The following is a 24,496-nucleotide window of genomic DNA, read 5'->3' on the forward strand; positions in this document are numbered from 1 at the left end:
TTAAGTTGTTACCAGTTTTGCTTGGCGACCATAGCAAGGTGGAACCACCCGATCCCATCCCGAACTCGGAAGTGAAACGCCTTAGCGCCGATGGTAGTGTGGGGATTCCCCATGTGAGAGTAGGTCATCGCCAAGCACCTATTTAGAGAAAACCCAGCTCAGTGAGCTGGGTTTTTTCGTTTCTGCCCGGGGGAAAATTCGGCGTACTGATTACATCCTGTGACCGGATCTACTCGTAGGTTGGTCATCGCCTTGCGATGCCCAACACTTCCCTATATTCATGAGCCGACGTCTTTGTACTTCAAGTCTCAGGCTGTTGGGCAACGCTTCGCGTTGGCCAACCTACAGGTGCCAAGCCCACCGATAAAAGTGGGTCTTACGGCTTTGTTAAGCTCCCCTTCAAATCTACATGCTACTATTTCCACTTAACGGTAACGCCCCAGGCTATCAGGGAGTGGAAAGATGTCGGCAAAACCTGTGTATTGGTCCTTACTGGTATTTGTGTTCGCATTGCTTGCTGGATGCGGTGAAGACGAACCTAAGCAGGTGACTGCGCAAAGCACACCAACCGCAGAACAGTCTCAGCTTGTACCAGAGGCGCAACCAGCAGTAGCGGAACCGGATCTCAGATATGCCGACACAACCTTTGCGGTTGCCGATGTAAGCACCGAGCTTTATCAGGGGCGTTTGTCGGCTGCGGTTACGTTTACCGCACCGGTACCCGTGAACCAACCTCTTTCCCAGTGGCTCAAGGTGGAAACCGCCGAAGGTGAGGTGGTGTCGGGTGAGTGGGCGACCGCAGACAACGCCACTACGCTCTATTTCCCTCACCTCAAGCCGGAAGCCAAATACAGTGTGACCGTCCTTGCGGGCATGCCATCCCAGCTCGATAAGGCCATTCCTGAAACCTATAACGCAACTATCGAAACTGATACGCTTACTCCGATGCTGGGTTTTGTGGGACGCGGTAATCTACTGGCGCACAAGCTGACCAAAGGCCTGCCGGTGTTGTCACGCAACGCTGATTCCGTTGATATCGATTTCTTCAGTATCCCTTCCGAGAAACTGCCACGCTTCCTGAACGATAACCGCAAGGCCGGGCAGCAGGAGTTCTGGCAGGTAAGGGAATATCTGCGCGATCTTGAACTGGTTTATACCGGGCGCTTTGATCTGAATGTGGAACGCAATGCTCAGGCGACCAGCTATATCCCGATTAAACAGATTGAGAAGTTACAGGCAAAAGGTGCGTACCTGGCCGTGATGCGTAAAGCCGGGGACTACAACTACAGTTATCCCGCAACCTGGTTTGCAGTCACTGATCTGGGTGTTCACCTGCGTGTCTACAACAAGCAGATCGACGCCTATATCAGCCACTTGAGTACAGCCAAACCAGCTGGCGATGTGGAGCTGCAGCTGTTGGATGCTGAGGGCAACGTGCTCGCCGAGCAACGCGCGTCTGCTGACGGGCATGCCAGCTTCGGTGACCTGGATCTTGGTGGTAACAAGTCTCCACGCTTACTCCTCGCCAGCCAGGGTAACGACACCACACTGGTTCGTCTGTACGGCCCCGCGTTGGATCTGTCCGAATTCCCTGTTACCGGTAAACAACCCCAGGCACAAACCCTGTTCCTCTATTCTGCCCGAGACCTTTACCGCCCAGGTGAGAAGGTCACCATCAGCGGCTTACTGCGGGGGCGTGACGGTGAGATGGTGCCTGGGATTCCTCTGCAAGCCTCATTGCGACAGCCTGACGGACGTATTGTCAGTACTCAAACGATCACACCGGGGGCGCTGAATTATTATGAGGTAACCGTGCCAATTGCGGCTGATCAGCCCACAGGGCGATGGTCTTTGCTTGTACAGTTGCCTGACCAGACTCGGAGCGAATACAGCTTCCATGTGGAAGAGTTCCTGCCGGAGCGAATGACACTGGAGCTGGACGGACCTGAACAGGTCACACCTCAGGAAGGCTTAGCGGTGCAGGTTTCCGGCCAGTACCTTTACGGCGCGCCAGCTGTCGGCAATAAGCTGCAGTCTGAACTGGTTGTGGCTATGCACGCGACACCTTTTGAGAACTTTTCCGATTATCACTTCGGCGATATTCGCTATACCGAGCTGAATCGACGCGTTGATCTGGATGACCTCAAGCTCGATGACCAGGGCAATGCGGTATTGAAGGTTAAACCGTTCTGGCAAAATACCCGTGCACCAATACGTCTGCGCCTGTTCGAAAGTCTGCAGGATATGGGCGGTCGGCCAGTTAGCCGTGCGTTCACCAGCTTTGTGCTGCCGGCAGACAAACTGGTCGGCATTCGGCCATTGTTTGCTGATAACACCACCGACTATAACGGCAATGCTGCCTTCGAACTGGTTTATACCGACGGTGAGCAGAAGCTGGCGCGGGAGGATTTGGAGGTCACGCTGGTACGTGAACACCGCCGTTACCACTGGGTGTATTCCGATAGTGAAGGTTGGAGCAACCACTATACCGAGCGTCAGTACCCGGTATTCAGTCAGACAACCTCGATCGGTGCAAATGAGGTGACCGAGATTGAAGCACCGGTGGAGTGGGGCTATTACCGCCTGGAGGTAAAAGATCCTCAGACTGGCTTGATCAGCAGCTATCGTTTTAAGGCCGGTTGGAGCGAGCAGGAGCAGGCCCTGTCCGGGCGTCCTGATCGTATCGGTATGTCATTGGATAAAGCAGCCTACAAGGCCGGGGATACCGTACAGATACGTCTGCAACCACCGGCGGCGGGTGAAGGCTACTTGATCGTTGAAGGCGATCAGCCACTGCACTGGCAGAAGATCAGTGTGCCGGCAGAGGGCGGTACGCTGGAACTGCAGGTCGATCCGTCCTGGCAGCGCCACGACCTCTACATCTCTGTGTTGCTGGTACAGCCGGGCGAAGCACGCGAAACCCGCTTGCCGCGTCGGATGATGGGGATTCAGCCACTCAAACTTTCCCGCGAAGAACGCAAGCTGGATATCGCCATGACGCTGCCCGCAAAAGCGCTGCCGGAACAGGCTTTGAATATCCCGTTGCAGATCACGGCTAGTGAAGGCACCGAGTTGCCAGAGCAACTAGGGATCACAGTAGCAGCCGTGGATCTGGGGGTACTGAATATTACTCGCTTTGATACCCCAAGCCCGTTTGATGGATTCTTTGGCCAGCGTCGCTACGGTGTGGATGCGCGGGACAGTTATGGCGCGCTGATTGATGCCGACGATGGTGAGCTGGCAACTCTGCGCTTTGGTGGCGACGCAGATTTACAACGGGGTGGCGATCAGCCGGCGTCGGATGTACAGATCGTCTCCCTGTTCAGTGGCATGGTGACTGTGGACGAGAATGGCCAGGCGCAACTGCCGATTCAGTTCCCGGACTTTAACGGCCGGGTGCGTTTAATGGCAGTGGCCTTTGGAGAGGACCGCTTTGGTTCCGCTGAGCAGGAGTTGCAGGTGGCAGCGCCGCTAGTGACCGAATTGGTGAAACCGCGTTTCCTGGCGATTGGGGACGAGTCTCAGCTGGCCCTTCAACTGCACAACCTGAGTGGTCGTGAGCAGCAGGTGACTATTGAACTGGAGTTGGATCAAGGGCTCAAGTTGCTGACCGAAGCAGAGCTGTTTTCTCAGCCTGTCGTATTGGCGGATAACGAGCGCAGGCTGATTAAGATCCCGGTTAAAGCCACGGAACAGTTTGGACGCTCCAGCATCGATATCCATTTCAGTGGCCTGGAAGGTTTGGAAGCGGAGGCACCGACGCATTTTAGTCGTCGTTGGTATCTGAGTTCCCGTCCGGCCTGGGCCCCTAGTGAATACCGTTGGCAGTTGGCGCTTGCGCAGGGTGACAGCTTTGTACTGCCAACCGAACCGGTGAGTGCGCTGATGTCGACGGAGGCGTCGCTGTCACTGAACCTTTCTTCACGTCCACCTCTCGCGGTAGGGCGGCATATTGAGGCATTGCGTGCCTATCCATACGGTTGCCTGGAACAGACCACCAGTGGTGTGTTCTCCCAGCTTTTCGTCAATCAACAACAACTGGCACAGCTGGGAATAGAGGGAGAGAGCGAACCGGCGCGCCAGGATGCCATCCGGCTGGCGATTCAGCGTTTGCTGGGTATGCAGAAGAGCAGTGGTGGGTTTGGGTTGTGGAGTAATCAAAGCCCGGAAGAGTATTGGCTGACCATCTACGTGACCGACTTCCTGTTGCAGGCCCGAGAGCGTGGTTACAGCGTGCCGGAGCAGAATCTGCAGAAAGCCTTACAGCGGGTGCAGCGCTACCTGCGCAATCCACGCTGGATCCATGATGAATACGCCGGCGATAACAACCGCGCCCGATTTGCTGTGGGGGCCTATGCTGCACAGGTGCTGGCACGCAGCGGGCAGGCGCGTCTGGCGGAGCTGCGTACGCTATATGACAACCGAGGCACACATTGGTCGGCGCTGGGCTTGTATCAGCTGGGGCTGGCGTTGAACCAGGCCGGAGACTCGCAGCGGGCCGCGAAAGCCCTGCATGAAGCTTTGGTGGCATTTAACGGCAATCGATTCCATAGCAGCACCTACGGCAGTGAAGTGCGTGACCTCGCGTTGGCGCTCTACTGGGGGCTGGATGCAGGCTTGTCGGAAGAGCTGTGGTCACCGTTGCTGTTTGAGCTGGATGAGCGTCTGAAAAACCGCCAATGGCTCAGTACGCAGGAGCGCAACGCGCTGGTATTGGCTGGTTTGGCGCTGCAAAAAGCACCTGTGGATAAGCTGAATGCCGAAATTACGCTCGGGGATAAAACCCTGGTGCTGAGCGAGCTGGATCAACTGCAGAGCCGTTATGACTTGGACTCGCTGCACGACGGCCTGACGATCCGTAATCTGAGCACCAATAATTCATATCTCAGTGCAACGCTGAGTGGTTACAGCCGCACGTTGCCAAACGCGCAGAGCGAAGGTATCGATCTGCAGCGCCATTTCTATACATTGGATGGTGAGCCATTGGCGGATCCGCAGTTGCAGACCGGCGATATGGTCCTGGTGGAGCTGGCATACCGCTTAAGCACGGATATGAACCATCTGTTGATCGTGGATCTGCTGCCCGCGGGTCTGGAGCTGGAGAACCAGAACCTGGCCACCTCTTACGATCTGGATGATCTGAAGATCAAAGGCAGTAGCGTGACCGGCCTGATGCAGGAACTGGATATCCGCCACCAGGAGTTCCGCGACGATCGCTACGTCATCGCACTTAACCCGGCCTGGCGCAAACGCGGTCGAATCTTCTACCTGGCGCGTGCCGTATCACCCGGTGTGTTTACCCTGCCGCCAACGTTTGCCGAAGATATGTACCGTCCGGAGTTACGCCACAGTGGTATCGATGCCGGTGTGTTGCGTATTACCGAGGGCCAATGACCGGCAAGCTTAAATGGGGCGCTATTGGTGCCCTGAGCTCAGCGCTGTTGTTGCTGGTGTTCCTGTGGACACTGGATCGGCTCTACCCGGTGGCGGCAGAGCTGCGGGTCAGCACCGTGGTGTTGGCCGAAGACGGTACGCCGCTGCGCGCCTTTCCGGGTGACAATCACCAGTGGCGTTATCCAGTAACCCTGCAGCAGGTATCTCCGGCATATCTGGAGCTGCTGTTGGCCTACGAGGACCGCTGGTTTTACCATCACCCCGGGATCAATCCACTGGCGTTGGTACGGGCGTTCTGGCAGAACCTGCAAGCCGGGCGGGTAGTGTCCGGTGGTTCGACCCTGACGATGCAGGTGGCCAGGTTGCTCTACCCGCATGACCGCAGTTATGGCGGTAAATTGCAGCAGGTACTGCGTGCGTTGCAGCTGGAGTGGTACTACAGCAAGGCTGAGATTCTCAACCGCTACCTCAATATCGCCCCGTTCGGCGGCACTCTGTCCGGTGTGCAGGCGGCCAGTTATTACTACTTCGATAAACCCGCGTTGCAGCTGACCGATGCAGAGGCCGCGTTGCTGGCGGTGCTGCCGCAACGTCCCAGCGCGTACCGGCCTGATCGCCATCCTCAAGCCGCTAAGCTTGCACGGGACAAGGTTCTGCAACGGATGTTGTCCCTTGGTGAATGGCCACAGGTGCGGGTGGAGGATGCCCGCCGGGAACCGCTGGTGACTTTTGCACAGGGCATGCCCAACGTTGCGCCGCTATTGGCACGGCGTTTATATCAGGACTGCCCCGATTGCACGACAATCAATACCCTGATCGACTTCGATCTGCAGGTGCAGCTGGAAACCATGGTGCGCCAGTACAGTGAATCGCTCAGCGACCAGCATTCGGTAGCGGTGATGGCGATGCGCAACGATGACGGCGCTGTGCGAGCCTATGTCGGCTCGGCGGATTTCTGGTCCCGGACACGCGCAGGGCAGGTGGATATTATCCAGGCGGTGCGCTCCCCCGGTTCGACGCTGAAACCTTTCCTCTATGGCTTCGCCCTGGATGAAGGTCTGATCCATTCCCACTCGCTGTTGATTGATGCACCCCGTCATAAGAGTCGTTACCGTCCCGGCAACTTTAACGGTTACTTCAACGGCCCGGTGACCGCCACCGATGCCTTGCAGCGATCGCTGAACGTTCCTGCAGTGCAACTGATCGAGCATTTCGGTGCAGATCGCTTTGTCACCCGCCTGCAAAACGGAGGCATGAAAACCTTTGGCCCCGGCAGTATCAACCCGAATACCTCGGTCATTCTGGGTGGGATCGGTGTGCAGCTGGAATCCCTGGTAGGGCTCTACAGTGCGCTGGCGCGGGCAGGTCAGTCGATCCAGCCAAGATTGATTCCACAACAGGCAATGCGGGAACGTTACCTGTTATCCCCAGGGGCAGCCTGGATTCTGCAGGATATGCTGGCACAACATCCTTACAGGCGTATTGGCAACAAAACCGGTCAGCGCTGGGATCTGGCCTGGAAGACCGGCACCAGTTACGGCTACCGTGAGGCGTGGGCGATCGGCACGTCCGCGGAGTGGACCATTGGGGTGTGGGTGGGACGGCCTGACGGCAGTGCCAGCCCCGGACGGTATGGTCGGGTAACCGCAGCCCCGTTGCTGTTTCGCATCCATGCCGCGCTGCCATCAACGAAGCCATTGCCGCAGCCTGCAACGGTCAGTCGCCAGCCGGTCTGCTGGCCGCTGGGGACGCGTGCCGAGCGAGAAGAGAATGCTGGGGATAACTGCCTGAAGCGTCATCAGGCGTGGCTGTTGAGTGATACCGCGCCTTATACATTGCCGGAGACCACCGACCTGAACCTGCAGCCTGCACTCAGTCGTATCTGGTTGGATAGCAGTAGTGGCCAGCGCGGTGATCCGACCTGTTTATCAAGCGCAAAGCTCAGCACAAAACAGATCGCGCTCTGGCCCGCAGCCGTGCAGCCTTGGATTCCAGTACACTGGCGCAATCACAACCGCCTGCCAACCCTGGCGGAAGCCTGCCGCACCTCTACGGTTGCCGTATCAGCGCCGTTGAAGATCACCAGCTGGCCGGACCAGGCACAACTGCGCCTGCCGGGCGCCCATCGTGATGAGGCCTTGGATATCGCACTGGAAGCGGAGGGCGGCAGCGGTTACCGGGATTGGTATCTCAATGGCGGTTATATTGGCCGTAGTCGCAATAGCCTGCCGTATCAGTTAACAGAGGTGGGGACCTATCAGATCAGTGTGGTCGATCAGCAGGGCAGTATGGATATGGTGGAGATCCGGGTACTGCCCTGATCAGCTATCGCTGTACCCGGACTGATCACACAACTTTTTGCCACTGGGCATAAAGGTGCCGCTGCCCCGGGCCACTTCACGCCCGCGTGGATCGTACATCACCGCTTCGGCCACCAGTAACTGCTTACCGGCACTGATCAGCGTACCCTTGGTGGTAAGTGGGCCTTCACTCACAGCGCGGGTGATGTAGGTGGTAAAACCGGTGGTAACCAGAAACTCAGAGCGGTTGCGGCTGGCTGCCGCAAAGTAGGCGGCATCATCCAGCGCCTTGAAATAGAGGCAACCGTGCATGGACCCGGCGGCATGGAAGTAGTTTGGAGAGACGTTGCTGAGAATGGTCGAGCTGCCTTTCTCCACCGAGATCGTACTTTCCAGAAACTGGTTGATCGGAGCGGCCTGATGCATACGCTCCAGTGCACGGTAATGGGCTTCAGTTGCTGACATCACTGTCGTCCTGTTTGAGCTTTTTGTCTTGTTTTTCTTCCTGCGCCTGCTGATGATCCTGCGCCAGATGCAGCCAGAAGGTGTAGGAGGTGTTAAAGCCCTGGGAGAGCTTAAATGACAGCTCGTAGCCGATCTTTTCACTGCCATCGAGAATCCGCTGGAACTGTTCCGGCGTAATACCACACAGCTCCGCCGCGCCTTCGACCGATAAATGGGTGGGTTTTAGGTACAGTTCGTGGATAATATCGCCCACGCTGGGTGCATTTTTAAGAACTTGCATAGCGGCTTCATCTCTTTTGTGTGGTATCTAAACAGCTCTTGATAGGAGAAACAATGTCTGAGTCGTGGATCTATGGTCTGATTGTTGTGGGGGTAATGGTGTGTGCCGGGTTGCTGGTGTACATCTGGAAGCAGCACACCTCTATCAAGGCGATAAAAGAGGAGCAGGCTGAGAAGCAGAAGGCGCTGGAGGCACGTGCGCAGGAGCAGCGTGACTATCTGATCGAGAGTATCCATGTGATCGCCAATGCGATGATCCACGATGAGCGTATGACCCTGACCGAAGGCACTATCCGTATCAGCGTGCTGCTGGACAACCTGGCGCCGCAGCTGAAGCAGGAGCCGGACTTCTCGGTGATCAGCGCGGTGTACGAGCAAACCCGCCATATCCCGTACCTGGACAAGTGGAAAGAGCTGGATAAACAGGAGCAGTGGCGCTATACACAAGAGATGAAGCGTATCGAAAAGGAGAACAAGGATGCGCTGCTGAAAGCGGCGGAATTGCTCTCCAAGTACCCGTTTGAGAAACACTTTCACTGATGGAATTTATAGCGGTCTTCCTGGTAACCCTGCTGATCGTCACCGGACTTGCGGTGGCACTGGTGTTTGGCCGCTCTCCCACCTACCGTCCGTCACGTAAGGATATCCTCGAGTTGCTGCAGGGGGTGGCCCGCGACACCGCCCAACCGGAACGCTGGCAGCTGTTCCTGGGCATGCCGATTCTGCACGATCCGGAGCTGGAGAAGATTCGCCAGCTCTGTGTCGGTGTGGATGAGGGGGATGAGGATCATGCGCCCGCCGCGTCCGGCATGATCATCTACGACCGCAAGGGGCGGGAGCGGATTGGCAGGATCGCCGAGCAGTTAGCGATCCTGATCGCCAAAGAACCCGTTTACCGCGACTTCTAACCCGCTTCTCCAATTTCTCAGTACTGACTGTGTTCGATCATCCGCTGCAGGCGCCAGAGGGCGTCCCAGGTCTGGCGGATATCGTCCTGCTTGATGGCACGGTTGAGTTCGATGCCTACCACTTCCAGTTCCGGCAGCTCATACAACCCCGCCAAGCCCAGCAATTGGTGGGAGTGGTGGCGCATGCGTTCTGAACTCCGATCTTCGAATCCCGCCTGCAAACCTTCCAGCTGCTTGATCAATTCCGAATGCAGCAGATCTTTGCTTATCTGGTAATCCTCCAGCATCTGGCTGCTGGAGACCGGCTCGGCGCTGGCCGGAGTATTCGCCAGCGGCGCCTTCTGGGTGAGGGCGTTGATCGCGGTTTTAACTTCATGATCATTGATCGGCTTGAGCAATACCTTATTGGCTCCGGCGTGCAGCAGGCGCTGGTGTTCGCTGGCGATCACATTAGCGGTCAGTGCAACGATCGGTGTATCGCGGTCCTGTTCGCGGATTGCCTCGGTGGCCTGGATACCGTCCACCTTCGGCATATGTACGTCCATCAGGATCAGGTCAAAGCTCTCTTTCTGCGCCAGACGGGTTGCGTCTTCGCCGTTGCTACAGGTCACCACGTCGGCTCCGGCCTGTTCCAGAATGCGGGTGATCAGCAGGCGGTTAAAGTCGTTGTCTTCCGCCACCAGGATACGTAGCGGCAGCTCGACACGTTTCTCACTGTATTCGTCGTCCGGCGCTGCAAACTGGTCCGGCAGCAGGGTGCCCAGCAGGTTGCTGGTGCGGGCCGGCTTACGCAGCACGCTGATGTTTTCCGGCAGCGCCAGTTCCGGCGGCTCACACGCCAGCAGGATCAGCGGGCCCTGGTACTGGGCGCAAACCATACGCAGCTCGTCGGCAAAAGCGCTGGAGCGGGTGGCGTTGGGTTCCAGCCCCCAGATAATGGCACCGACTTTTTCGGACGCCTGACGGCGCAGCATCTCCTCGCAGGAGGCGACGGAGATTGGACGTGGCACCAGACGGTTGAGCTGGTTCTTCAGGTTGCGCCGGTTGAGCGGGTGCTGGTCGAAGATCACTACCTGATCGGTGTGGTAGGTCTGCGGCAATGCCTGTGGTTGCGGGCAGAACAACGGCAGGTAAACACGCACAACGGTGCCCTGATCTTCCTCACTCTCCAGGTCGATGGTGCCACCCATCAGCTCGGACAGCAGGCGGGCGATCACCAGGCCCAGGCCGGAGCCACCAAACTTGCGGGTGATGGAGTTGTCCGCCTGGGTAAACGCCTGGAACAGGTTGCGGATGCGGTTTTTCGGAATGCCTACACCAGTGTCCTCCACCTCGAACATCAGGGTGGTGGTGTCTTCCGTCTGGCTTTCCAGATACACGCGGATCACCACGTGGCCGTGTTCGGTGAACTTGATCGCGTTGCTCACCAGGTTGGTGAGGATCTGACGGATACGCATCGGATCGCCGTGCAGCTCTTCGGGGATATCGGTGGCCAGCAGTGGGATCAGTTCCAGCCCTTTGCTGTGCGCTGCCGGCGCCTGCATCTCGATGATATCGCTCACCAGCGAGTCGATATTCAGCGGCAGTTTCTCCAGCTTGATGGCGTTGGACTGCAGCTTGGAGAAGTCCAGGATGTCGTCGATGATCGACAGCAACAAGGAGGAGGTCTGGTTGATGATGCGGGTGTATTCCTTCTGCTCGGGACGCAGGTTGGTCTCGTCCAGCAGACGGGAGAAACCCAGTACCGAGGTCAGCGGTGTGCGCAGCTCGTGACTCATCCGGGCCAGGAAGTCGTCCTTGGTACGGTTGGCACCGTCGGCTTTTTTACGCGCGGCGTTGAGGGCCAGGTTCTGGCGCTCCATATGCACCAGGGTTTTACGCAGCCGGTTGGTGGCTTTGTCTACCTGGCTTTCCAGGGTCTGGTTCGACTCCTGGACGCGTTGTGCCAGTCGGTTGATACCACGGGACAGGGTCTTCAGCTCGCCGGTGGTTTTGTGCTGCACGCGGACATTGAGGTGGCCCCGCTCCAGTTGCTCGACCACATCGGTGATCTTCAGCAGTGGGGTGGTAATACGGCGGCCGAATCGCATCGCTAAGTAGAGGGTGACCAGCAGCCCGGTCAGGGCGATGGTGATCCCCTTGAGGATGATCTCCTGCTGGCGGTGCTGGGTGTGGATACGGGACATCACCACGGCGACCCACCCCACCTGGGTTGGTCGGCTGTCACCCATTTCGGTGTCGCTGAACTCTGGAGAGTCGAGCACGTCGATACCGGTCGCCATCACCGGTTGCAGGAAGTAGATGTGTTTCTCGGTGATACGCGGGTAGCTCTGGTCCCGGCGGATAGTGGAGCCGTACTGATCGGCGCGCAGCACCACGTCAAAATCACTGTTGAGGAACACGATATCGGCCACGCCGATATCCTGGTTGGGGTGGCGGATCAGGCTGGCAAGCATCTCCTTGTCGTCGGTGATCAGGCCAAATTCGGCGGCGGCTGCCATCAGGTGTGACATGCTTTCGCCACGTTCACGCAGGGCGGTTTCCGCATCTTCCAACTGGTTGTGGATAAAGTAACTGCCCAGCAACAGGGTAATCAGCAGCAGCGGCAACAGACTGACAATCAGTACCCGCTGGCGGATGGTTACGTCTTTGAAACGGTTCAGCATCACTGTTCCGCCTCCTTAAGCGACTGCTCAAGTACTGCCTTGGCAGGGATACGGATGCGCAACCGTTTGGCTGCGGATGGGTTAGTGGCTACAGAAAAATACATCGGATACTGCGCTGATGGCAATACAAGTTTTTGTAGATTTAGCCGGGTCATCACCTCGCCGGTCTGACGGCCGATCTGTTCGGCGCTGGAGTAAATGCCGGCTACTGCACCCGCTTCTACGTATTTACGCGAGAAACCCAAGAGCGGCACACGTAGGCGGAACGAGATGTAGAGAATCCACTTGGCGGTGGTGCGGTTGAAGACCGCCTTGTCCGGCAGGGTCAGGAAAATATCGCTTTTTTCCAGCAGCGGTTGCAGCTTCTTGATCGGGTTCTTGTCCTCATCCAGCACTCGGTATTCCAAGGTCAGGCCGGTTTCGTTGAGGGTCTCTTCCAGCAGGGGCAGGTCCCGTGCGGAGAGGTCACTGAACGCAGCACCGATCACATCGGCACGGGGACTGATCAGCCGGGCCAGGCGTAACTGACGATCATAGGGCTGATCCAGGTAGATTGCTGAGATCCGCTTGTGGCGGACCACCGGGTGGTCTGCGTAGGCGCGCAACAGGGACTGATAACTGCGCCGCGGGATGAAGGTGGCGAGCACCGCCGGCGCATCCTTTGGCAGGTGTTTCAACAGCGTGTCGGTGGCACGGGAACCCACGCTGATGTAGTAGTCGTAGGGCTCTTTCTGCAGTCTGTTGGGGGAGGCATCCAGTGTATCGGCGGTGATGTTGTCGACGGCGATTCCGCTGACTTCATACAGGGTGTTCAGCACCTTCTGATAGCTGGTGGTGCTGTCGCTGAGAATCACCAGCGGACGAGCGGAAGCCTCCGGTGCGACGGTGATCAACAGGGTCAGGGCAAACAGCAGCGCGTAGCTCAATCGGCGCAAGATACTGATTGTCCTGATTGGGTTGGGTGGCGCAGATGCCATTTACACAATCCGTTGTGACAGAGCTGCTCTTAATAGAGCAGTTTGAATTCCACGTAGGCGCGGCGATCAAAGTGGTTGTTGGGATAAAACTCCTGATACCGCTCATCCAACAGGTTTTGCACGATCAGTTTTACCTCCGCATCGGTGTTGTTCGACAGCGCAAACCGCTTTTTGATCTGCAGGTCTGCCCGGTGATACGCCTTTCGCTCTTTAGTGCCACTGGTGCCCTCAAACCAACGTGTTGTGCTCATGAAGTAGTAGGCCAGGCTGGCCTGCCACTGATCGGCAAACTGCTGGCTCAGCAGCAGTGACACGGTGTCTTTGGGGGCGTAGTGATGGAGCTGGATGGTATCGTCCGGTTTTTTGAAGTACTGACCGTCTACCTCTACGTGCCCATAATTTAGCAGCATCAGTGTTTCTGGCTGCGGTTTGTATTTTACCTGAAATTCCACCCCGGCGGCGTCATAGAATTCAACATTGCCCTTGGTGATACGGGTGCCGTTTTCCAGAGAGGCAAGGAACGGGTCGCTGATGATCAGATCCGGGTCGGCGGCAATAAATTCCGAGCGGATCCCGCCGGTGATTTTTTCATAGAACAGGCGGGTGTCGAACTGCAGGTTCTGTTCCGGTAGCAGTTTGTAGAAGCCCAGTTCGGTGGTGTCGATCTGGCCGGGTTTCAGGCCTTCTGCCGCAATTGCCTGCTGCTCCAGAATGTTATTGCCGTTGGCGTCGTCCTGGCGCAGGTTGTAGGTGTTGTGGCGTTCCAGCAGCGAGGGCATGCGGTAGGCGCGGGTGCGTGCGGCACGTACGCTGGTGCTGTCGTCAATCAGGTAGTTGAGGGCCAGGCGGGGGGAGAGCCGCCCGTCAGCGATGCTGCCGTCCTCATACATCGCCCCCAGATTCCAGATCATCTGATCGGTCTGGTTCCACTGCACATTGGCAAAGACGCGGCCACGCTCTTCGCTGATCCACTCGTCGGTATCCAGCAACACATCACTCTTCGCCTGTTCAAAGCGGTAGCCCAGACCGCTGATCAGGTGCAGTGATTCGTTGGCGTAATGGGTGTGCTGCAACTCGATATCGTACTGCTCGGTGGTACCGTGTTCGGAATCCGGGCGAAAGAAGGCGTCGCTTACACCAAAGGCGCTGGCGTAGGCGGTGGCCGTGGCCAGATCCACCTCAAATTCCCGCGCTAGCCATTCGTTGGCCGGTATCGGATCGACATTGAGCTTCAGGTAGTTGTGGTAGAAGCTGAGGCGGAACTCGTTCTCATCGGAGGCGGCATGGTTCCATACCAGATACTGGTAATTGGCGTTGTGATCCCGTGGGCTGGCAATGTTGTCCAGCTCGTCCGCATCGACAATAAAGGTCTCACCCTTGCTGGCGCCCAGCTGCAGATCGATGGTGTCCTGCAGGCCCAAGGTAGAAGATGCACTCAGATTTACGTACTGGTTTTCCGCACCTTCGTTGTAGATCGGACCGCCGTCATTGGAACTGGCACCTGCCGAAACACGCAGGTGGCCGAAGTCAGTGATCAGGCTATGGCGCAGTTCACCACGCTCTTCGCCCCGGTTGCCGCTCATCACCTTGGCGCTGTTGGTTGGTTCGCTGAGTGCCGTACGGGTGACGATATTGATCGACCCCAGGAAGGCGTTGGAGCCCTGAGTGGGCACGTTGGAGCCGCGCACCACCTCGATATGGTCGATGTCATCCAGCTGCAGTCCGATGGTTTCCCAGGCGACGGTGGAGAGTAGCGGCAGGTAAATACTGCGGCCGTCGACCATCACTTCCATGCGGTTGGGAAAGTTGTCGCTGACACCGTGGTAGGTAACCCCACTCTGGTTACGGGTGACGTGGAATACCTGCATACCGGGCACCAGGCGAAACAGATCCGCGATCCGGGTCGCGCCGGAGGCGTCGATCTGTTCCCGGTCGATGACGGTGATTGAGGCGGGGGCTTCGGTCAGGCGTTGCGGCAGACGGGTGGCCGAGACCACTTCCGGGATATCGGCAAACAGGTCCGCTTCGGTGAATTCGGAGATATCCTCGCTGGCCAAGGCCAACGGACTTGCCAGTGACAGGGATAAAGCACTTAGAGGAGCAAGACTACGCGCAGAACGCCAGGCCAATAAGAGCGCAGAAACAACAGGTCCAATCTGAGGTCGCGTCATAAATAGGCTTCGAGCGCGGCTAGATCCGGGTACCCACGTAGATAATGATGCCTGTCATTACAATAGCCTCGAGGATGAAGCCGTTATGCGTGAGGATCCAGTCCATAACCACTTTGTCAGTTATTATTGAATGGTTGTCCTAACCGAGCCGCTAACATCCTTCAGCTTTCACAGCGTTATAGCATATCCGCATAACAAAGGGGACCACCCCTCACAGACTCCTTTGTCGACTACCCAGTACGGAAACTCGAAACAGCTAGATCTTGGTGGAGTATTGATAAGCATCAGGTAACTGGTTGTAAGCGCTGGACCTGATCGAAATTTGGCCACACTATGCACCGTTTGGTATCGGTAGTATGGAGCAGTAGACGTGGAATCTTTTCGCTGGGACTCAAGCTTTCTGACGGGTATTAACGAAGTCGATGATCAGCACCACCGGCTGGTGGATATCATCAACCAGTTTGGTGATCTGCTGGCGGAACAAAACGAAGTAACTACCCTCGCCATGGAAGGATTGCTGCAGGAGCTGATCGAGTATACCCACTACCACTTCAGCGAAGAGGAGCAGTTCATGGAGGCGGCGGGTATTGATCCGCGCCACCTGAAACCACACAAGGAAGCCCACAAGCACTTTATTGAAGAGGTGCTGAACATCCGCAGCGAACTACGCGAGAATGGCCTGGCGTCGGGTGAGCCGGTACTGAAATTCCTCACCCACTGGCTGGCCTACCATATCCTCGGTACCGATATGTCCATGTCCCGCCAGATTGCCGCGATCCACGCCGGCAGCAGCGGTGCTGAGGCGTTCGATCAGGAGGAGCGCGAACGTGCCACCTCCACCGAACCCCTGTTGCATGCACTCAACGGCCTGTTCCAACAGGTCTCCAAACGTAACCGTCAACTGACTGAACTGAACCGCACCCTGGAAGAGCGGGTGGAAGCGCGCACCCATGAACTGGCTGAAGCCAACGCCCGCCTCGAAGCGATTGCGATGACCGATGCCCTGACTGGCCTGCCGAACCGCCGCCATGCACTGATCGCCTTCGAACAGGAGTGGTTACGTGCCGACAGTCAGCACAGCCCGATCAGCTGCATGATGATCGATGCGGACGGTTTCAAGCAGATCAACGATACTTACGGACACGATGCTGGTGATGTGGTGCTGCAGGAGCTGGCGCATTCCCTGCGTGATTCCGTACGCACCGATGACATTGTTGCCCGACTGGGCGGCGATGAATTCCTGATCATCTGCCCGGATACCGACCTGGATGATGGCCTGCTGGTGGCCGAACAGGTACGTGCGACTGTCAACGCTATGCGCGTTAAAGCGGGTGACGGCGAGTGGCATGGCAGTATCAGTGTGGGTGTATCCGCACGCACTAATGCGATGGAAGGGCCGGAGATGCTGATTAAAGCAGCGGATCTGGGTGTGTATAAGTCCAAGGAGGATGGACGTAACTGCGTTCGGACGGCGGATCGGTAAGCTAAGGCAGAGATTTGTAAGAGGTTGTCGCGGCGGGAAATAAAACCTGCAGCGGGTCACACATCACACCCGCTGCAGTGAAAGTAGTCTGGCTCAGGCTGGCATTGCTTCCAGGCGACGTGCGTAATCAGCGCCAACACGGCAACCGTAAACACCCACTTCACCCTTCCAGCGCATCCAGGTGATGAACTCACCGGCTGCTTCAAATGCTTTCACCAATGCAGATTTTTCATCTGCCTGAGCCTGATCAAAAGCACCCATAGCCTGCAGTTCAGCGGCAATACGGCGGTCGTCGCAAGCGACGCCAGTGTAAACAGTGTTTTTCATAGATCAGCTCCAGACGTTCCCGAAAAAATAGACCAAAGTATTATACGGACGGGTTTTGCGGTGCACAATAAATTCGTTCAAAAAATCGTCAGGGAAATCCCTGTCAGGGATTGACCGGGGTCAAAGGGAGAGAGGGTAGCCGTAGTTTGGGTCGAGCCGTAGGTGACACCCAATATTTCAGAGGATAAATCTTGCTTGTCCGGGTGGGGGGGATTGAATTGTAGGGCAGCCTTCAGGCTGCCGGCAGGCTGAAGCCTGCCCTACAACTGTGGGAAATAAAAAGAAAGGGGAGCCTACTGCTCCCCCCGTAATTTCGCACTGAAGCGATCAACCACCTAAGGCTGCTCACCGGCAGACAGACGCGCATTGATGTCTTCAATCACTGCTGGCAGGTCGGCCACTGTATCAATCACATAGTGCGCGCCGGACTGATGGAAACGTTTGTATGCTGCCTGACGTTTCGCTTCCTGCTCTTTGATAGACAGGGCTTCCCAGTCGGCCAGATCCAGGCCCACTTCGTTGCCGGAGATCGCAACACCCACGGTCCAGCAACCTGCGTTCAGGCCCTCTTCGATACCGGTCAGGGTGTCGTCTACCTTTACCACTGACTGCACATTCAGAACTTCCAGCTCCAGCATGTTTTTCAGCGTCATGTGCGGGTACGGACGACCACGTGGTACGTCGGTGGCACAGACGTAAGAATCCGGTTGGTAGCCCTGCTCAGCGGCCAGAGTGCGCAGATCGGTAATCATCTCCTGACTGTAGCCGGTGTTTGCACCGATCTTGATCTCGTTTTCACGCAGGTAATCAAAGGTCTCGCGTGCTCCCGGGATCAGGGTCGTACGTTCAGCGATCGCCGCTTTCTGAACCGGGATGAACTGGTCGTACAGCGCATCGATATCAGCTTCAGTTGGCTCGGTACCTTTCACGTCGATCCATGCCTGACGGATACGTGGCATCGCCAGCAGCGCTGCGATGTGCTCACGCTTCTCCGTACCCATAGGAGCACGGGCTTCCGCCAATGTGATCGGCACACCGTGCTCTTCAAACAGTCCGCAGAATGCCTTGATTGGCGCCAGAGAACCGAAGTCGATCGTTGTGCCTGCCCAGTCGAAGACTACGGCGGTAACAGGACCGGTGTAGAAACGCTGATAACCAAAAGTCATTTTTTATCCTCTCTGGATCAATATAGTTCGTTGATATTCGCCCGTTATGTACCGTTTGCTATCAGCCTGCTTTGAGGCTGATCTTCATCTCGTCCAGCACGGCGGCAACCGCTTCCAACAGGCCGTCCACCTGTTCGTCGTTAAGCTGTCCGATGTGACCGAGGCGGAAGCTTTCCGCTTCGGTGAGTTTGCCCGGATAGATGATGAAGCCGCGTACCTTCAGGGCTTCGTAGAACACCTTGAAGTCAAAGCTGGTATCGGTCGGGCTGAAGAAGGTGGTGATGATTGGAGACAGCCACTGATCATCCAGCAGGGTTTTGAAACCCAGCTTACGCATACCGGCAACCATACGGTCGCGATTGCGGCTGTAACGCGCCAGGCGGCCTTGAACGCCACCTTCCGCTTCGTGTTCCTTCAGCGCCTGTAGGAACGACGCCACTACGTGGGTGGGCGGCGTGAAGCGCCACTGACCACAGCGTTCCATGTACTGCCACTGGTCGTATAGATCCAGGCTCAGGGAGTGCGCATTGCCAGCACTTGCCTGTAGGTCCTCTTCGCGGATGATGGCGTAACCAAAACCTGGCACCCCTTCGATGCACTTGTTCGCAGCTGAGATCAGCGCATCAAACGGCAGCAGTTGGGCGTTGATCGGCAAGGCACCAAAGGCACTCATGGCATCAATGATCAGACTGCGGCCGGCACCTTGAACCACGGCTGCAATATCCGCCACCGGATTGAGGATGCCGGAGCTGGTTTCACAGAACACCAACGCCACGTGGGTGATGGATGGATCGGCTTCCAGCGCTGCGTGTACTTCTGCCGCGGTAGGTGGTGCGTAGTCGCCTTTGTCGATCGCCACATGGGCACGGCCCATGTAGTCCAGGGATTTACCGATACGTTTGCCGTAGGCGCCGTTCATCAGTACCAGCACCTTGCCATCGCGTGGCACCAATGTGCCCAGTGTCGCTTCAACCGCGAAAGAGCCACTGCCCTGTACCGGCACGCAGGTGTGCGTACCTTCGGCGTTTGCCATGCGCAGCAGGCGTTGGCGCACTTCAGCGGTGATCTCGTTGAAGTCGGCGTCCCAGGAGCCCCAGTCGTGGAGCATCGCCTCCTTGGTGGTCATTGAAGTAGTGATCGGTCCCGGTGTCAGCAGATAAGGTTCAGCAATGCTGGTGTCCATGGTTGTCTCGTGTTTGATTCTGCTTACCTCGACGCGACTGCGGGTGCCGAGAGGAAGCAGGGGGTGCCCGTTCATTTGTGTATAATTCTATATCTGGTATATACCAGATTTCAAAGAAAAAAATATGACAGTTTTTTGGGTAAATTGCGGCGGTATAAGAAAACCTTGGGGCTGGCCGCGAAACTGTCATAACGCTTTGGCCAGACCCTTAACCGCAACTATCCAGAGATCAGGTTGCGCTCTTGTGGCGCCAGCGCTGGGTGCGCTTCAGCAACAGGTGAGACATGCCCCAGTGCAGCAACTTGATACCGATACAGGTGAACATCAACAACACACCCATCGCTGCGGCAGGCGCAATATCACCGGCGTCATCCATGTTCAGAACAGCCACCGACGCCAGCATGGTGTTGCTGGAGTAGAGGAACACCACCGCAGATACGGTGTTCATGGCGTTCACGTACAGGTAGATAAAGATATCCAGCAACGCTGGCATACAGACCGGCAGTGTTACGCGCCAGAAGGTCACGTAGAACGGCACTTTCAGCGAGGCTGATACCGCTTCAAATTCGGAGTCGATCTGCTTGAGTGCGGTGACTGCGGTCAGGTGGCAGACGGTGTAATAGTGGGCGATGGTACAGATCACCAGGATCGCCAGCGTCCCGTACAGACCGTTCAGCGGGTTGCTTGGACTGTTAAAGAAGAAGATGTAGGCCAGACCCAAGACCAGGCCCGGGACCGCCAGCGGGATCATCGCACCCAGGTGCAGCAGGGTACGTAGGCCGGTGATGCCCGGTACTTTCTCCACCAGGTAGGCATTGGTGAAGATAATCGCAGTACCGAACAACGCAGTGTAAAGCGCCATCTCCAGGGAGTTGTAATAGGCTTCCCAACCGCCGCCGTCCATCAGGTCGAACTGGTAGTTGTTGAAGCTCAGCTCCAGGTTGTACGGCCAGAATGTCACCAAGGAGGCGTATACTGCCATGCCCAGCACACCGATGATGGTGATGATAACCGGCAGGCAGAGCAGCAGCATCACGTTGTCTTTCAGTGGGCTCTTCTTTGGCAATAATGGCTCAGCGCGGGCCGTCAGCAGGGAGACCTGCTTGCGCTGAACCCACCGGTCCACGGCAAAGGCCAGGATGGCTGGCAGCAACAGGATCACGGAGACCACCGCACCCATCTGGAAGTTCTGCTGGCCGATCACCTGCTTATAGATATCCGTCGCCAGCACGTTGTACTGACCACCGATCACCTTTGGTGCACCGAAGTCGGTGATCACCAGGGTGAACACCACAAACGAGGCGCTGATCAGACCGTACTTGATCGACGGCAGGGTGACGGTGAAGAAGGTACGGATCGGGCTGGTGCGCAGGGCTCGGGCAGACTCGTACAGGCGCGCGTCGGTATTGCTCAGGGCGGTGGTGATGATCATTACTGCGTGTGGGAAACACCAGAAGGCCAGACTGATCACGATACCGATCGGGCCATAAACACTTTCACCCATCAGCCAGCTTTTCAGCACGCCCTGGTTACCAAACAGATACACCAGCGAGATCGCCGGTAGCAACGATGGCGCAAAGATCGGCCCCATGACCAGCACACGCACTACACCTTTGAACGGCATGCAGGTGCGGGTTAGGGCGTAGGCGGTCATCAGCGCCAGCGAGATCACGATCAGCGTGGTGATGATGGCGATGGTAAACGAGTTGCTGATGGAGTTGAGCAGGCTGGGGTTGGAGGCATACTTCAGGTAGTTAGCCAAACCTATGAAGTCGCCGTCTTTGTTCTCGACGCTCTTGGATAGGATTGCGTAGAGCGGCAACACCATGGTGACAATCAGGAACAAGATGCCAACCAGCACACCTGCGATCTGCAGACCACGGTCCAGGCCCAGTTTGCCCAGACGGTTTTTAGCCAGGAAACCTGGCGGAGACAGTGCAACGGACATAATCAGTGCTCAAACAGGTGAAGACGGTTTTCAGGTAGGTCCAGCATCAGCTCGCGGCCTACCTGGATGTTCATATCGCGGACATCGTTCATGGAGAAGTCGGCAACCACCGGATCACCCACACCGTCCAGATCCAGCTCGGTACGTACAAAGGACCCCAGGAACTCCATGTGGCGTACGTCGGCACGCAGGGTATTGGTGGCATCTCCGTTGTAGCGCACGCGGAAATCTTCCGGGCGGATGGCGATGTTCATCTCGCCCTGATGCTGGCAGGTCAGGTTGTGGTGGCCACGACAGCTCATTTCGCGGGTGCCGACACACACGCGGTCGCCTTCCAGATGCGCCGGGATAAAGTTCATGGTGCCGACAAACGACGCCACAAAACGGGTGGCCGGGTTGGAGTAGATCTCTTCCGGGGTACCGATCTGCTCAATCACACCCTGGTTCATCACCACAATCTTGTCGGCCATGGAAAGCGCTTCCTCCTGGTCGTGGGTCACCATGATGGTGGTCACACCCAGTTGGCGCTGCAGGGATTTGATCTCCTGGCGCAGATGCAAACGTACACGGGCATCCAGTGCCGACAGCGGTTCATCCAGCAACAGCAAACCCGGTTTGGTGGCAATCGCACGTGCCAGCGCCACACGTTGCTGCTGACCACCGGACAGCTGGGATGGGAATTTTTTACCGGAATCCGGCAGGCCGATCATCGCCAGCAGTTCGTCCACACGGTCACGAATATCAGCACGGCGTACCTTCTGGTTACGCAGGCCGTAGGCGATGTTCTCGGCCACCGTCAGGTTTGGGAACAGGGCATAGGACTGGAACACGATACCAAAGTCACGGTGCTCTGGCGGCAGCCAGGAGATGTTTTTGCCGCTTTGAAAGATCTCTCCTTCGGTCTGCATATCAAGACCGGCGACTGCACGCAGCAATGTAGTTTTGCCGCAGCCGGATGGACCCAGGAAGCAGACGAATTCGCCTTCCTGGATCTCCAGTGAGATATCTTTCAGGGCAACAAAGTCACCGAAGTGTTTATGGACGTTTTTAATAGTGAGGTATGAGCGACTCATGATGACTCCCCCGATGTTGGATTACAGTGGCAATGAAACGACGAAGCGGGATACGCTTGCGCGCACCCCGCTCTCTGGCGAATCTGATTACTTCTTAGGATCAGACTTGCTGTCGTAACGACCCTGCCACTCTTTCAGGATGGCGCTGCGGTTTGCTGCAGACCATGCGAAGTCGTTGTCGATCATCATCGCTTCCGGGTTTTCCGGGTAGTACTGAACTGGCTTAGCTACGCCTGGGATTGCGACCACTGCGTAACCTGCGTTGTACATTACATTTGCTTCGCGGGATGCGGCGAAGTCCATCAGCTTCTTAGCCGCAGCCATGTCGTCGGTGCCTTTCACGATTGCCGCCGCTTCCATATCCCAGCCCAGACCTTCTGTTGGGAATACTACGTCCAGCGGTGCACCTTTCTTCTTCAGCTTCGCACCTTTGTATGCGAAGGAGATACCGATTGGCGCTTCACCGGCAGCAGCCAGCTTACAAGGCTTGGAGCCGGAGTGAGTGTAGCGGGCGATGTTGGTGTGCAGGCGGTCCATGTAGTCCCAACCTTTCTCTTCACCAAACATCTGCAACCAGGACGCTACGTCCAGGAAGCCAGTACCGGAAGAGTTCGGGTTAGGCATGATGATGTGACCCTGGTAAACAGGCTTGGTCAGATCTTCCCAGGAAGTTGGCTTAGGCAGGTTGTGCTTTTCCGCTTCGATCGTGTTGAAGCAGATGCCTGCAATCCATGCGTCCAGACCGATCCAGGAAGGTGTTGCGTCGCTGTCGCGGAACTTAGGAGAAAGTGCGTCCAGACCTTTAGGCGCGTAAGGAGACAGCATGCCTTCGTTTTTCATGACCAGCAGGGAAGTTGCAGCCAGACCCCAGATAACATCAGCCTGTGGGTTTTCTTTCTCAGCCAGCAGTTTTGCCGTCACGATACCGGTAGAGTCACGCACCCAGTTGATCTTGATGTCTGGGTGCTTTTTATTGAACTCTTTCGCGTAGCGTTTTAGGTCTTCCGCTTCAAAAGCGGTGTAGACAGTCAGTTCAGTACCCGCCATCGCAGCGGTAGTTGCAGTCATTGCACCTGCAGCGAGCAGGCCGGAAAACAGTTTCTTGAAAGTCATGGTCACATTCCTGATCGATAAGTCTTGTTCTGGTCTACACCAGGGATGCGAGCAGGTTAAAGGTGAAATTTGACGATCCTGTGACAGTTATAAAAAAGAATTGTGACCGGCCAACTTGAGCTGCTGGCACTGACCAAGGGGGGAGGGCTGGGTCTGCAGCGAAAAGAATGAATTGGCTACAGACCTTATAAGCAGTGTGGTTTTAGCCTTTGCGGTTGTCGATCAGTACATTCAGGTTGAGTGAATCATGACGCCAGAATTCGCGGTCGTACTCCAGTACATCGCCGTTTGCGTTGCGGGTAATACGGTGCACACAGATGCAGGTATAACCGGCTGGCGCGTCCAGCAACGCAGCTTGTTCGGCAGTCAGTGCCCCCACGGTGATGTCCAATTCCACCGTGCTGAACTCCTGCTCATAGTCGCGAGTAAGAACGGTGCTGACTGAGCGCTCCAGCGCCTTGTCAAAGATGCCCGGCAGCAGGTTTTCACGCAGATAGATGGTTTCCAGGTACACCGCACGACCGTTCGCACCACGCACACGTTCCAGTTTCACCAGGGTCTCATCGGACGCGGCGTCCATCTTGCGCGCCAGGCGTGACGTGATCTCGATACGTTCCTTGCCCAGTTCGGTGCTGTACGGGGTGAAACCCTGGGCAGCCACGTAATCCATAAAGAAGGTATTACGGCTTGGGTCGTAGTTGATACGACGCGGGGTCACAAACCAGCCACGGCGGTTGGAGCGGTAGATGGCGCCTTCGGCTTCCAGCTGTTTCAGGGCTTCGCGGGCGGTCACACGGGTGGTTTGCAGCTGTTCGCTGATCACGCGTTCGGATGGCAACTTGTCCTCCGGTTGCAGATCACCGTGTTCAATACAGTTTCTCAGGTACTCCACCACCTGCAGTGAAGTGACCGTTTTACGCCCGGACATCCAGCTCTCCGTGTTCAGTTGAAGATCGTGCTTTGAAAGAAGCGGCATATTAACAGCTGGTTAGATTACAGACCTGTGAACCTTTTATGAAGTGCCAGTGACGCTAAGCGATTAC

17 protein-coding genes and 1 rRNA gene are annotated in these 24,496 nt (G+C 56.6%); 6 read left to right on the top strand and 12 right to left on the bottom strand.

Annotation, left to right across the window (positions count from 1 at the left end):
• Nucleotides 1–20: 20 nt before the first annotated feature.
• The 3 genes from rrf to pbpC all read left to right on the top strand — a co-directional run bounded on the left by rrf (nucleotide 21) and on the right by pbpC (nucleotide 7,715).
• Nucleotides 21–136 (top strand): 5S ribosomal RNA (rrf, locus tag ACEQ15_RS09495).
• Nucleotides 137–462: 326 nt separating this feature from the next.
• Nucleotides 463–5,394 carry an alpha-2-macroglobulin gene (locus tag ACEQ15_RS09500; RefSeq protein WP_370278915.1) on the top strand — a complete coding sequence of 1,644 codons (4,932 nt, stop codon included), beginning with the start codon at nucleotides 463–465 and terminating at the stop codon, nucleotides 5,392–5,394.
• Nucleotides 5,391–7,715 (top strand): penicillin-binding protein 1C, encoded by a 2,325-nt coding sequence (gene pbpC / locus ACEQ15_RS09505; protein ID WP_370278917.1) that lies wholly within the window; start codon nucleotides 5,391–5,393, stop codon nucleotides 7,713–7,715. The genes ACEQ15_RS09500 and pbpC overlap by 4 nt, the downstream gene beginning before the upstream one ends.
• Here pbpC and ACEQ15_RS09510 read toward each other — a convergent pair whose 3' ends face one another.
• Both ACEQ15_RS09510 and ACEQ15_RS09515 read right to left on the bottom strand, forming a co-directional pair.
• Nucleotides 7,716–8,159 carry a PaaI family thioesterase gene (locus tag ACEQ15_RS09510; RefSeq protein ID WP_370278918.1) on the bottom strand — a complete coding sequence of 148 codons (444 nt, stop codon included), beginning with the start codon at nucleotides 8,157–8,159 and terminating at the stop codon, nucleotides 7,716–7,718.
• Complete coding sequence (locus tag ACEQ15_RS09515; protein WP_370278919.1) at nucleotides 8,146–8,439, bottom strand: transcriptional regulator; 294 nt, start codon at nucleotides 8,437–8,439, stop codon at nucleotides 8,146–8,148. Before ACEQ15_RS09515 ends, ACEQ15_RS09510 begins: the two co-directional genes overlap by 14 nt.
• 53 nt (nucleotides 8,440–8,492) lie before the next feature.
• On the opposite strand from ACEQ15_RS09515, the gene ACEQ15_RS09520 reads away from it, so the two are divergent.
• On the top strand, nucleotides 8,493–8,978 hold the full coding sequence (locus tag ACEQ15_RS09520; RefSeq protein WP_370278920.1) for a DUF2489 domain-containing protein: 486 nt from the start codon (nucleotides 8,493–8,495) through the stop codon (nucleotides 8,976–8,978).
• Nucleotides 8,978–9,346, top strand: coding sequence for a hypothetical protein (locus tag ACEQ15_RS09525; protein WP_370278922.1), 369 nt, complete (start codon nucleotides 8,978–8,980; stop codon nucleotides 9,344–9,346). The genes ACEQ15_RS09520 and ACEQ15_RS09525 overlap by 1 nt, the downstream gene beginning before the upstream one ends.
• A gap of 17 nt (nucleotides 9,347–9,363) precedes the next feature.
• On the opposite strand, the gene ACEQ15_RS09530 is transcribed toward ACEQ15_RS09525, so the two are convergent.
• Genes ACEQ15_RS09530 through ACEQ15_RS09540 form a run of 3 tightly spaced genes read right to left on the bottom strand, consistent with a single transcriptional unit; the run spans nucleotide 9,364 to nucleotide 15,160 of the window.
• Entirely contained in the window at nucleotides 9,364–12,012 is a 2,649-nt protein-coding gene (locus tag ACEQ15_RS09530; RefSeq protein WP_370279107.1) for an ATP-binding protein, read from the bottom strand.
• The gene (locus ACEQ15_RS09535; RefSeq protein WP_370278923.1) at nucleotides 12,012–12,989 is read right to left on the bottom strand and encodes an ABC transporter substrate-binding protein; all 978 of its coding nucleotides are present in this window, start codon (nucleotides 12,987–12,989) and stop codon (nucleotides 12,012–12,014) included. The genes ACEQ15_RS09530 and ACEQ15_RS09535 overlap by 1 nt, the downstream gene beginning before the upstream one ends.
• 29 nt (nucleotides 12,990–13,018) lie before the next feature.
• On the bottom strand, nucleotides 13,019–15,160 hold the full coding sequence (locus ACEQ15_RS09540; protein ID WP_370278924.1) for a TonB-dependent receptor plug domain-containing protein: 2,142 nt from the start codon (nucleotides 15,158–15,160) through the stop codon (nucleotides 13,019–13,021).
• A 370-nt stretch (nucleotides 15,161–15,530) separates the two neighbouring features.
• Here ACEQ15_RS09540 and ACEQ15_RS09545 point away from each other — a divergent pair, with 370 nt between their 5' ends.
• Nucleotides 15,531–16,643, top strand: coding sequence for a GGDEF domain-containing protein (locus ACEQ15_RS09545; RefSeq protein WP_370278925.1), 1,113 nt, complete (start codon nucleotides 15,531–15,533; stop codon nucleotides 16,641–16,643).
• 93 nt (nucleotides 16,644–16,736) lie between these two features.
• On the opposite strand, the gene ACEQ15_RS09550 is transcribed toward ACEQ15_RS09545, so the two are convergent.
• The 7 genes from ACEQ15_RS09550 to ACEQ15_RS09580 form a co-directional block, all read right to left on the bottom strand.
• On the bottom strand, nucleotides 16,737–16,970 hold the full coding sequence (locus ACEQ15_RS09550; RefSeq protein ID WP_370278926.1) for a hypothetical protein: 234 nt from the start codon (nucleotides 16,968–16,970) through the stop codon (nucleotides 16,737–16,739).
• Nucleotides 16,971–17,305: 335 nt separating this feature from the next.
• Nucleotides 17,306–18,136, bottom strand: coding sequence for a phosphonoacetaldehyde hydrolase (gene phnX, locus ACEQ15_RS09555; RefSeq protein ID WP_370278927.1), 831 nt, complete (start codon nucleotides 18,134–18,136; stop codon nucleotides 17,306–17,308).
• 61 nt (nucleotides 18,137–18,197) lie between these two features.
• Nucleotides 18,198–19,319 carry a 2-aminoethylphosphonate--pyruvate transaminase gene (locus ACEQ15_RS09560; RefSeq protein WP_370278929.1) on the bottom strand — a complete coding sequence of 374 codons (1,122 nt, stop codon included), beginning with the start codon at nucleotides 19,317–19,319 and terminating at the stop codon, nucleotides 18,198–18,200.
• 229 nt (nucleotides 19,320–19,548) lie between these two features.
• Nucleotides 19,549–21,267, bottom strand: coding sequence for a putative 2-aminoethylphosphonate ABC transporter permease subunit (locus ACEQ15_RS09565; protein WP_370278930.1), 1,719 nt, complete (start codon nucleotides 21,265–21,267; stop codon nucleotides 19,549–19,551).
• 2 nt (nucleotides 21,268–21,269) lie between these two features.
• The gene (locus ACEQ15_RS09570) at nucleotides 21,270–22,340 is read right to left on the bottom strand and encodes a putative 2-aminoethylphosphonate ABC transporter ATP-binding protein (RefSeq protein WP_370278932.1); all 1,071 of its coding nucleotides are present in this window, start codon (nucleotides 22,338–22,340) and stop codon (nucleotides 21,270–21,272) included.
• Between the two features lie 87 nt (nucleotides 22,341–22,427).
• Nucleotides 22,428–23,453: a putative 2-aminoethylphosphonate ABC transporter substrate-binding protein gene (locus ACEQ15_RS09575; protein ID WP_370278933.1), complete on the bottom strand. Its 1,026-nt coding sequence runs from the start codon at nucleotides 23,451–23,453 to the stop codon at nucleotides 22,428–22,430.
• Nucleotides 23,454–23,655: 202 nt separating this feature from the next.
• The gene (locus ACEQ15_RS09580; protein WP_370278935.1) at nucleotides 23,656–24,381 is read right to left on the bottom strand and encodes a UTRA domain-containing protein; all 726 of its coding nucleotides are present in this window, start codon (nucleotides 24,379–24,381) and stop codon (nucleotides 23,656–23,658) included.
• Nucleotides 24,382–24,496: the final 115 nt, after the last annotated feature.

Source organism: Pontibacterium sp., from assembly GCF_964228735.1.
Lineage (GTDB): Bacteria > Pseudomonadota > Gammaproteobacteria > Pseudomonadales > Balneatricaceae > Pontibacterium.